At 37.9% G+C, this 9,522-nt stretch carries 14 protein-coding genes; 2 read left to right on the top strand and 12 right to left on the bottom strand.

Annotated elements, in window-relative coordinates:
* A partial coding sequence (locus E1176_RS11630; protein WP_155210784.1) for a DUF819 family protein occupies positions 1 to 1,197 on the top strand: 1,197 nt, incomplete at its 5' end.
* Between the two features lie 2 nt (positions 1,198 to 1,199).
* On the opposite strand, the gene E1176_RS11625 is transcribed toward E1176_RS11630, so the two are convergent.
* From E1176_RS11625 to E1176_RS11585, 9 genes are all read right to left on the bottom strand, one after another.
* Positions 1,200 to 2,129 (bottom strand): DUF5996 family protein, encoded by a 930-nt coding sequence (locus E1176_RS11625; protein ID WP_155210783.1) that lies wholly within the window; start codon positions 2,127 to 2,129, stop codon positions 1,200 to 1,202.
* Positions 2,130 to 2,243: 114 nt separating this feature from the next.
* On the bottom strand, positions 2,244 to 2,471 hold the full coding sequence (locus tag E1176_RS11620; protein ID WP_155210782.1) for a hypothetical protein: 228 nt from the start codon (positions 2,469 to 2,471) through the stop codon (positions 2,244 to 2,246).
* Between the two features lie 119 nt (positions 2,472 to 2,590).
* On the bottom strand, positions 2,591 to 2,836 hold the full coding sequence (locus tag E1176_RS11615) for a CBU_0592 family membrane protein (protein ID WP_155210781.1): 246 nt from the start codon (positions 2,834 to 2,836) through the stop codon (positions 2,591 to 2,593).
* A 76-nt stretch (positions 2,837 to 2,912) separates the two neighbouring features.
* A complete protein-coding gene (locus E1176_RS11610) occupies positions 2,913 to 3,434 on the bottom strand; it encodes a TlpA family protein disulfide reductase (protein WP_155210780.1) in 522 nt (173 codons plus the stop codon).
* Between the two features lie 54 nt (positions 3,435 to 3,488).
* Positions 3,489 to 3,950 (bottom strand): nuclear transport factor 2-like protein, encoded by a 462-nt coding sequence (locus tag E1176_RS11605; RefSeq protein ID WP_155210779.1) that lies wholly within the window; start codon positions 3,948 to 3,950, stop codon positions 3,489 to 3,491.
* A 92-nt stretch (positions 3,951 to 4,042) separates the two neighbouring features.
* Positions 4,043 to 4,336, bottom strand: coding sequence for an SRPBCC family protein (locus E1176_RS11600; RefSeq protein WP_155210778.1), 294 nt, complete (start codon positions 4,334 to 4,336; stop codon positions 4,043 to 4,045).
* A complete protein-coding gene (locus tag E1176_RS11595; RefSeq protein WP_155210777.1) occupies positions 4,308 to 4,457 on the bottom strand; it encodes a hypothetical protein in 150 nt (49 codons plus the stop codon). Before E1176_RS11595 ends, E1176_RS11600 begins: the two co-directional genes overlap by 29 nt.
* A 15-nt stretch (positions 4,458 to 4,472) precedes the next feature.
* A complete protein-coding gene (locus E1176_RS11590; protein ID WP_155210776.1) occupies positions 4,473 to 4,892 on the bottom strand; it encodes a DUF1801 domain-containing protein in 420 nt (139 codons plus the stop codon).
* Between the two features lie 12 nt (positions 4,893 to 4,904).
* Positions 4,905 to 6,092, bottom strand: a complete 1,188-nt coding sequence (locus E1176_RS11585; RefSeq protein WP_155210775.1) for a DmpA family aminopeptidase — start codon at positions 6,090 to 6,092, stop codon at positions 4,905 to 4,907.
* 202 nt (positions 6,093 to 6,294) lie between these two features.
* Between E1176_RS11585 and E1176_RS11580 the strand changes: the two genes are divergently transcribed.
* Positions 6,295 to 6,987: a DUF2490 domain-containing protein gene (locus E1176_RS11580; protein ID WP_155210774.1), complete on the top strand. Its 693-nt coding sequence runs from the start codon at positions 6,295 to 6,297 to the stop codon at positions 6,985 to 6,987.
* 66 nt (positions 6,988 to 7,053) lie between these two features.
* Here the strand turns inward: E1176_RS11580 and E1176_RS11575 are convergent, their stop codons facing one another.
* The 3 genes from E1176_RS11575 to E1176_RS11565 form a co-directional block, all read right to left on the bottom strand.
* A complete protein-coding gene (locus E1176_RS11575) occupies positions 7,054 to 7,482 on the bottom strand; it encodes a hypothetical protein (protein ID WP_155210773.1) in 429 nt (142 codons plus the stop codon).
* 73 nt (positions 7,483 to 7,555) lie between these two features.
* Complete coding sequence (locus E1176_RS11570; protein ID WP_155210772.1) at positions 7,556 to 8,260, bottom strand: LytR/AlgR family response regulator transcription factor; 705 nt, start codon at positions 8,258 to 8,260, stop codon at positions 7,556 to 7,558.
* Positions 8,257 to 9,204: a sensor histidine kinase gene (locus E1176_RS11565; protein WP_185152764.1), complete on the bottom strand. Its 948-nt coding sequence runs from the start codon at positions 9,202 to 9,204 to the stop codon at positions 8,257 to 8,259. Before E1176_RS11565 ends, E1176_RS11570 begins: the two co-directional genes overlap by 4 nt.
* Between the last annotated feature and the right edge of the window lie 318 nt (positions 9,205 to 9,522).

Below are 9,522 nucleotides of genomic sequence, written 5' to 3'. Positions count from 1 at the left end.
ATGGTGATGCTGGCGGTAGTGTTTAAAACAGCTACCTTAAAAGCACCCTTTTGGCAAAAATTTTATAAAATTATACCTACCATTTTATTGTGTTATTTTCTCCCCTCATTACTCAACACATTTGGTATTGTAGATGCAGAAGAGTCTCAGGTTTACTTTGTGGCTTCAAGATATTTACTACCTGCATGTTTGGTGTTACTCACTATTAGCGTAGACTTAAAAGAGATACTTAAACTGGGGCCAAAAGCACTTGTAATGTTTTTTACGGCTACAGTTGGTGTGGTAATAGGTGGGCCTTTGGCCATATTAATCACATCATTGATAAATCCTGATCTAGTAGGTGGGGCAGGAGCAGACGAGTTGTGGCGCGGTATGTCTACCATAGCAGGTAGCTGGATAGGTGGTGGTGCCAATCAGGCTGCTATGTATGAGCTGTTTGAGCCGTCAGATGCGCTTTTTTCTACATCAATAACTGTAGATGTAATAGTAGCCGAAATTTGGATGGCTGCACTATTACTTGGAATCGGTAAAAACAATAGCATTAATGACTTCTTTAAGGCTGATAATACAGGTGTTGAGACTTTGAGAAATAAGATGGAAGCTTACAGTGCCAGCATTGCTAAAATACCAACAGTCGTTGACTTAATGATGATGTTAGGAATAGGATTTGGAATCACGGGTTTTGCTCATCTTATGGCAGATGGCATCACGCCTATGATTGTTGAATACGCGCCAGAGCTTAAGAAATTCAGTCTGGATTCTAATTTTTTCTGGATTATCGTGATCGCTACCACATTAGGTATTATTCTCTCATTTACTAAATTGCGTGAGCTTGAAGGAGCCGGAGCATCCAAAATAGGAACCGTTTTTATATTTATACTCGTGGCCTCTATCGGTATGAAAATGGATGTAACGGCCATTTTTGAAAATCCTGGCTTCTTTTTGGTAGGCATCATTTGGATGGCCATACATGTGACTCTTCTCGTAATTATGGCTAAGCTTATCAAAGCTCCATATTTCTTTTTGGCAGTCGGTAGTAAAGCTAATATCGGTGGAGCAGCCTCTGCACCTGTGCTTGCAGCAGCTTTTCACCCATCACTAGCCCCGGTAGGTGTGCTACTTGCTGTATTGGGTTATGCATTAGGTACTTATGGTGCTTACCTGTGTGGTATATTGATGCAGTTAGCAAGTCAATAAAACTATATGTCTTTAAGTGCGGGAACGGTTAATTCATCAATTGGCCATCCCGCAAGTTTTGCTCCCGCCTGGTAAGCAGATTCCATAAAGTCTAGCAGTTCTTTACGCGGTGTAGTCGATTTACAGACATCATTGTAGCGCAATATAGCCATGGGACTCCCATTGGCATCGATCCATGAAGCACTGGAAGGTGAAAGTGGCTCTTTGTCTATTGCATCAGGCGAGGGGTAGGTATAGCTGTAAAAAGCGGGTTCCTGCATATTTTCATCACCTGCCCAAAAGCCAAAACTAATGCATTCGTGTGTGTAGGCGTCTTTGTCGGAGAGGTGGGCTTTAGCGTCCATTTGAGGAGCCTTTTTGCCAGAAAATCGCGTGACTGCCAGGTCAAGTGAGTGCCAGTATAAATGCACCGGACAGGTTTTGCCATAAAATCTGCCGCTAAACTCTTTAAATACATCTGAAACCCAAAGCATGGTGTGCCAAAATTGTTGTGTGTAGGTCTTGTCGTAATGGTGGTATTCTTTAATTTTTCTAAATGGCTTATTGATGTTTAAATCAAAGGGTTTATCGTATATCATAAATGGTATTTCTAATGCCTTTAAGCCATCTATGAGGTGATCATAAAATTGAGCAACAGTGAAGCCGTAGCCGAGATTGAAGCTATGTTTTTTGCCTGTACTTGTTGAGACGTGCAATGAGTGACTGTGAATATTGAGTGTGATGTTAAAGCTTTCGGTGCCCTCGCGATAAGGTATGTTTCCAGTAGTAATACCTTCGGTAGAAATATATTCTGTGATATACCACCAGTGATTCTTGCGAGGCATAGCACCCATCCTTATTTTTCCTAAAATCTGTAAATAGAGATGAAGTGTCAATTTATTCTTTTCAAAACCTTTGTATTGTAGCTTAGGAAGTGCGATAGGCTGTTTCATAATAATACTTTATGGTGTATTAGAATATACTGTTTTTCAGTCTCTTATAAAAAGAAAGCGCCCTTGCTCTACAACAAGGACGCTTTCCTATCTCTTAATTTAGCTCTGAATTAGTTAAGCATGAGCCCATTGGTTACAACCAAAAGTTGCTCCGGTTATAAATTCTATAGCCTTGGCATCTTTATTTATTGGCTTTCCTTCATTTAAGACAGGAATGATATAGTCTGGATCCATTTTAGACTCTATATGGCTTAATTTATTGCATTCACCATAATTTTCTTTATTAGCAACCACAGCCGCTTCTGGCGCCCAATGGTCACAATTTTTACATGTATGTTGCATAATTATTCTGTTTTAGTTCCACTATTAATTTAATGAAATAGTAGCGATTTTGTTAGCTCAGCGGCCTGATAAACAGCAATTTATAATTGAACTAAATAAACAGTGCGTATTCGGTGATATTAGACTTTTTGTTTACGCATGTAGTTAATAAGAGAATAAAAAGAAACGGCAGTCCATACACCTTCAAGTATGATGAAGGGGATATATTGCATCAACACAGAAGCCAGACATGCCATGCCAGCGCCAATCAGGTTAAGAAGTAGATACCAAAGAGAGCCACTTTCTAGCTTACCCGAGAGGTTGAGCATGTAAGCCAGTAGTATTTGAAACACACCGATTGATCCAATCCAGTCTATTGAGGTCATGATTTCATTGTTTTTGAAATTTAAATGAAGATAAGTACGTGTAAAGACTTCCTAAAAAAGGCTCGATTCTAAAAATCTATTCTGAAGATAATATTTTTTTAAATCGCAGATAAGCTATGTTTTTTGGTGAAAAAGGACCTGTATGCTTATCTATTAATACACCGTTCTTTATAAGAAAATGAGTAGGAGAAGCAACAACTGAGTACCTGTTTTCAACCTCCTTGCGATTTGTACTTATTATTTTGTATCCAAAGTCGTCATTTTTCTCAATGTACTTTCTTATTCTTTCGGGTTTACTCATGCATAAGCTTATAAATAAGATGTTGTCATCTTGAAACTGCTTAGTAAGCTCTTTTAAAGTCGGTTCTTCCTGCTTACAACCTTTACATCCTACAAACCAGATATTGAGTAAAATAGTACGATCTGTAAAAGTCTCTGAATTGATAGAATCTCCATCCAAAGTAATGTAATTGTAGATAGGAAAAGGCTCACCTACATCTGGGCCTTGATTTTCTAAGTCAAATTTTTGGGCTGATAATACATAAGGAAGAGTTATCAAATAGAGTAGTACTGCAAGCTTGATTGCAATTGATTTCATTATTAAAGAATCAATTTTAAGAAGAGTGTTTATCAAAATTTTACGAGTTAGAGTTTACCAATACTCGTAAATACGGCTAATCTTTCCGTCTTTAAACTCAAATAAGGTCATCTGTGATTCCCCTAATTGATCTATACCGTCTTTTTCAGTTACAAAACTTTTTTCGATAACCACAGCATTTAGACCGGCTACTCGATTACTAATTTTGACATCTAAAATGCCTCCATTATACCTGCCATTTGCTTGATTCTTCACGTATCCATTGTACAAGTCTTCACGTGAATATTCACCTCCATATTGAGGGTGTATATATTTAAAATCATCTGTGAAAATAGTAAATAGCTTGTCTATCTCTGCTTTTGAAGAACTAGCTTTAAAAATGTCCAGGTTCAGTTGATAATACTGATCAATGATGGTATTGAGTGAGTCCTTGTGCGACTGATCCTGAGCGTTGCCATTGGTTATCAAAAAGACAGATAAGAAGAACGTTAGAAATAGAGATGTTTTGACTTTCATAGGTTTATATTTTTTCTCAAAATACGACTAGTATTTTATTAAGCAAGTCTGTTTGCTCCATTTAACAACTCGTTAACAAAATTTAACTAATACTAAGGTTGTTGCTCTACAAATACCTTAAAATTATCCATCCACTTTTTTACTGGTTTCCGATATACGGAGGGAAACAAAATGGCCATAAGCCGTGGCATAAACCAATTTATTCTTGTGTACTCTATCTCGTATTCATATAAAGTCGAAGCTTCATTGACCTCAGTGAATGTACACTTCATGGTGTTATCCATGTGTTTATGGTAATAATCAGCTTCGAAAGTATCAGGTAAGTCATTTTTAGTAATTGTTTCAGTCAACACCATCTCATGCAGCTCCTTTCTGGCCTTTTTCACCACTTATCAGCTCTTTTCTAACAAAACCGTCCTGGTACTCAGAGAGATACTTCGGCTCTCTAAAGAAATGAACTACCTTATCCCTGGGTTTCATGATTTCGATTGAGCCGTTGATTTTCATAGATTAACTAATTGACTAAAACACCTTTTCGCCAGGTATAACAGCAGCTTGTTTAAACCAATGTGCTAATAAATCCTGATCAAATTCGTCATTTTCGAAAATGTGATAATATTTTACATCTGGAACTTTAGAGGGCACCGGTGGCATTGGTTCAAACTGAGCTCCTTTGAAGAAGGTGAGCTTTACATATTTTTTAGTACAATTAATAGCAGTAAACCAACCCTGGCCCTCGATACCATAGAATGGAGTGTTCCACCTAACAGCTTTTCTTACATTAGGTACCGTTCTTTCAATAAGTTCGTCTATTTTTTTGCCTACAGAGCTTTTCCAATCAGGCATGGCAGCGATGTACTCCTGAACCGGTGCATCACCGTCACCCTTGGGTATTTGTGGGTTTCCCCCGGTTAATAGTGTTGGTTTCTTTGAGTTTTCCATAGAAGAATCAAATTAGTCCATCCTGTTATACTTTCTTAGTGTAGCCTTTAACAATTCATGTGGTAGGGCATAGGCTTTGTTCCCATTTATGCCCTCCATATCCTCAGCAGCTACCATTGCGTTTATTATGGCTTCTTCAACCGCTTCTACTGTACTTTGAAAAAACCAGTTTATTTGATCATTTGGTAGACTATTTACCTTCACGGTTTCTGTTCTACTGAATGCATTTTTATTAGCCGTAGAGAATGCAATGAAAATATCTCCTGATCCATTAGAACCGCGACCACCCGTAAGACCGATGCCGATGGGTACACGTTGAGCTAGTCTTTTAAGTTGGTGGGGAAGGAGAGGAGCATCGGTGGCTACAACCACTATGATTGACCCATCACCTTCCTGGCGGTTAGAACTCGGGGGTTTGTTAAATTTATAATTTAAAGTGTCCATGAGCTCTTTACCGACAGGCACTCCGGCTACAGTAAAATTGAATTTCGCACCAAAATTTGCCTGTACCAACACGCCAACGGTATAAAGAGAATCGGCTATCTTAAATTGACGGGAAGAAGTACCGGTGCCCCCTTTAAAACCCAGGCACATCATACCAGTACCACCTCCAACATTACCTTCAGCTATCGCCCCACCTTTTGCATTTTCAATAGCTTCGAAAACATGCTCTTTCTTTACATGGAAGCCATAAATATCATTAAGAAAACCATCGTAGGTCTCAGCTACCACAGGATAAGTATACCACCAGGGCTCACCTCTATACCAATCATCGGCCACATAATATTCTAAAACAGCATCTCTTACCACACCCACGCTATTGGTATTTGTTATCATGATGGGTGTTTCCAAAAAGCCAGACTCAGTGATCCAGGTGGTGCCGGTCATTTCTCCATTGCCATTTAAGCTATACCAATTGGCATAAACGGGACTAAATTTGGCTGCTTTACCTCTGGGAAAAATAGCGGTGACTCCGGTTCTTACCGGTCCTTTGCCGACTTTGTTTTCACCTTCTCCCGATATAATTGTGCTATAACCTACTTCCACGCCTTTTACATCGGTGATGGCATTGAGCGGCCCTGGCGTACCTGTAAATGGCACTCCCAGATCTCTTGCTCGTGGTGTTTGACTGTAAACAATTGCGCTAAAACAAAGGGCAGCAAGTAGCGACAGAGAAAATCTTATCGTAATGGTTTTCATTAGTTTGGTTTCAGGGGTTTAGAAAGTGACTCAAAATAATATTTTAACCGTTGTGTATCAAGTATAAAAATGTGTTGAAACAAGATTCAATAGATTTATGATAAAACTCTGAGCATATTGTCAGGCTCATTGTAAGCTGTTGCTTAATATTACACCCAGTTTATAAAACCTATAGGGTTTCACTTTTAATTAGACTTTTAAAATGAAAAGATTTTTTCTACTGCTTTTACTCATCCCTTTTTTCTACAACGCATCTGCGCAGGAAATAGAAGAAGATCAGCTAGGTGCATGGTACATGTACTTTTTCAATAAAAAATTTGGCGACAGCCGCTTTGGAATACAGGGCGATTACCAGTTTAGGTACTGGAATGCAGGAAGTGATCTAGAACAGATATTACTTAGAACAGGAGTTACTTACAGCCCTGAAAATGCCAATGTACTTTTTACTTTGGGTTATGGAAATATTACTACAGGCCAGTTTGGTGATAGTGACGAAACGGTAAATGAAAGCAGAATTTATCAGGAAGCTTTACTACCACATAAAGTCGGTGAGCGTTTTTTGCTTACTCACAGATTTAGATACGAACAGCGTTGGGTTGAAAGCCAGGATTTCAGAACACGCTACAGATACAACATCTTTCTAAATGTGCCTTTTAACGACACGGCTTTAGGCAAAGGGGTAGTTTATTTGGCATTATATAATGAAATATTCATCAACGGACAACGAGATATTGGTGAGGGACGAACTGTTGAGTTTTTTGACAGAAATCGTACCTATACCGGGCTTGGTTTTGGGCTAAGAGATAACTTGCGGGTACAGGCCGGTTGGATGAAACAAACCACTGCAAATTGGAGTAAGGGACAAGCGCAACTGAGTTTACATCATAGTTTTTAATAAAGCATAAAAAGCCCTTAGACCAACATGATCAAAGGGCTTTTTTATGTCTTTTCTGCATACCTTTTATGGTTTAGCCCATTCATTTTGGTACTTCCTGATGATCTCGAGGTTCATGCCAAGGAGGCCTAAAACCCCTAAACCAAAAACGAAAATTCCTGTTGAGAGGGCCTGAAATTTTTCATTAGTGGTAATGAACTGTGCCCAGATTCCACTCAGGAAAATAATAACAAGCATGGTGAAAATGTAGATGATCCAACTCTTTGCAAATTTTGGCTTGCTGTAGAGACGATCACCCAGCTTCGTTTTCTTATTTGTATCGGCTAGTGAGCTAAAGCTCAGGCCAATACCCATAAAAAATAAGCCATCGTTATAATCAGCAGCCATATTTTGTAATTGTGTAAAGAGTGGCCGATAGAAAAAGAAAATAGCAGCAAGCAAGAAAGGGAAGGACAGGAAGCTTATATAGTGAAAGGATTTATATATTTTTTCCATAAATGCTTATCTCATAACTTTCAAATATGGTTTGAAAGTCTGAGAATAGCAATAAATAGATTAAGGATAATGATCAATGATATAACTGACTTAAATTATTCTTATAGGTCTGGCCAATCGGAATTTTACGCTCTCCAATCTGCACTTGATTTCCCTCTATCAGATCAATCTTGCCGATAGATACAATGAAGGATTTATGTACCCTGACAAACTGTTTAGAATTTAAAGATTTTTCAAAATACGCCAACCGATTTAAAACCATAATAGTTTTATTAGCCATATGTATTTTTACATAGCTCCCTGCACTCTCTAAATACAAGATGCCAGCCAGTTGTACCTGATGAAGTTTTTTATCACTCTTCACAAAAATACTTTCCGAAGTGTCTGTGGTTTGTGCAGTAGCAATTGTTTCAGAGCCTTTTTGTAATTGCTTGTAAGCAAAAGCTCTGTTTACGGCTTTTATAAAACGATTAAAGTCAAATGGTTTGAGTAAGTAATCAACCACATCCAAGTCATAACTTTCCAGGGCATACTCTTGATAAGCTGATGTAATGATCACTAACGGTTTATTGTTCAGGGTCTTTAGAAAATCTAATCCTTTTAATACCGGCATGTTGATATCAAGAAAAATAAGGTCTACAGTATTTTCGTTGAGCCAGGGGAGTGCATCCAGAGCACTGTGAAAAGATGCTTTAATTTCGATAGTCTCCAGTTTCTCACAATAGGATTTAATAATGCTATGCGCTAGCGGTTCATCGTCTATGATTATACTTTTCATGATAGCTTAATTTTTAATGTAGCTATAAAAACCTCGTCTTTTTCTACCGTAGTGAAGTTGAATGACTTACCATAGATCAAGTCTAACCTTTTTGTGACATTTTCAAGTCCTAAACCTCCGGTAGACTGGTTGTTATTTGCATTGAAATTGTTACTTACTTGAAATTCGACATTGCTTTTGTTTGCTTCCAGCCTTACCATAACAAATGCTCCATTTGGCATACTATCCACACCATGTTTAAAAGCATTTTCTAATAATACAATTAATATCAGAGGAGCGATTTTTAGCGACTGGTCATTTACCTGCTTCTTAAATTCAATCTGTGTATCAAGCTTTCTGATCTGCTGTAAGGCAATATAGTTTTCGATATACGCTATCTCCTTTTCTATTTCTACAAAGGGGCCTTTGCAGTCATAAATAGAGTATCTCATCAGCTGTGATAGTTTAAGGATTACTGCTGGGGTTTCATTTGATTTTTCCAGAGCTAGCGCATATAAGTTGTTTAAAGTGTTGAAAAAGAAATGTGGGTTTATTTGATTTTTGAGAAGAGATAGCTCTTTTCTTAAATGGTCATTTTCCATCTGTTTCATAACTGAAAGTTGGATAAACCATCGATACGATAGATTGAGCAGCACGGTGACAACGAGCAAAAATGTAATCACCACAATGCCATAAGATGGCTGAATTTGAGTAGGCTCCTGATCAAATAAATATTTGTCTACCAGTGGTTCAAAATGCCCGATGAAGTACCCGAAAATCAATGCCGTGAGCAGGGTACTCAAAGCAAAAGCGAAATGTTTTCTTTTGATTAGGTATCTGGGTATGAGTAAATATAATACTACATAGATCGGTGGTAAAATGAAGAGCGTAATACTAACAAAACCTTGAGCAATAAGTAGAAAGAAATGCTCAGTTCCTTCAGGTTGTGTAAAATATAGCCACAATGATGGAATGGTAACTATTGTAAGAACAATGCATAAATGGAGTGCGGCTTTTTTTAATGTCACTGGTGGTAATGAATGAGTGGGTAAAGAAACGATATTGAAGTAATTATCTTAAGTTTTTTTAATGAACGGTCGTTGTGATTCAATAAACTACCGATTTTATCTCATCAAATGGATTTGTGCCTTTTATAATACATCTTGTGCACACATGGCGTCTGTTGGTTAAACTAATTTTTGAACCAGGTCTTTTTCGGCAAGCTTAGCCGAAAAAAAATGAAAAATTTTACCTACAGCTCAGCACCACGCAATTTATTATTT

The sequence above is a fragment of the Fulvivirga aurantia genome (assembly GCF_009711475.1).
Taxonomy (GTDB): Bacteria; Bacteroidota; Bacteroidia; order Cytophagales; family Cyclobacteriaceae; genus Fulvivirga; species Fulvivirga aurantia.
This window is presented reverse-complemented; position numbering and strand designations above follow the sequence as displayed.

Excerpts from the sequence above, each read along its gene's own strand:
- E1176_RS11605 (WP_155210779.1), bottom strand. The coding sequence starts at position 3,950 with ATGAAAGTCAAAACATCTCTATTTCTAACGTTCTTCTTATCTGTCTTT.
- E1176_RS11590 (WP_155210776.1), bottom strand. The coding sequence starts at position 4,892 with ATGGAAAACTCAAAGAAACCAACACTATTAACCGGGGGAAACCCACAA.
- E1176_RS11610 (WP_155210780.1), bottom strand. The coding sequence starts at position 3,434 with ATGAAATCAATTGCAATCAAGCTTGCAGTACTACTCTATTTGATAACT.
- E1176_RS11615 (WP_155210781.1), bottom strand. The coding sequence starts at position 2,836 with ATGACCTCAATAGACTGGATTGGATCAATCGGTGTGTTTCAAATACTA.
- E1176_RS11570 (WP_155210772.1), bottom strand. The coding sequence starts at position 8,260 with ATGAAAAGTATAATCATAGACGATGAACCGCTAGCGCATAGCATTATT.
- E1176_RS11625 (WP_155210783.1), bottom strand. The coding sequence starts at position 2,129 with ATGAAACAGCCTATCGCACTTCCTAAGCTACAATACAAAGGTTTTGAA.
- E1176_RS11580 (WP_155210774.1), top strand. The coding sequence starts at position 6,295 with ATGAAAAGATTTTTTCTACTGCTTTTACTCATCCCTTTTTTCTACAAC.
- E1176_RS11585 (WP_155210775.1), bottom strand. The coding sequence starts at position 6,092 with ATGAAAACCATTACGATAAGATTTTCTCTGTCGCTACTTGCTGCCCTT.
- E1176_RS11620 (WP_155210782.1), bottom strand. The coding sequence starts at position 2,471 with ATGCAACATACATGTAAAAATTGTGACCATTGGGCGCCAGAAGCGGCT.
- E1176_RS11575 (WP_155210773.1), bottom strand. The coding sequence starts at position 7,482 with ATGGAAAAAATATATAAATCCTTTCACTATATAAGCTTCCTGTCCTTC.
- E1176_RS11595 (WP_155210777.1), bottom strand. The coding sequence starts at position 4,457 with ATGAAAATCAACGGCTCAATCGAAATCATGAAACCCAGGGATAAGGTA.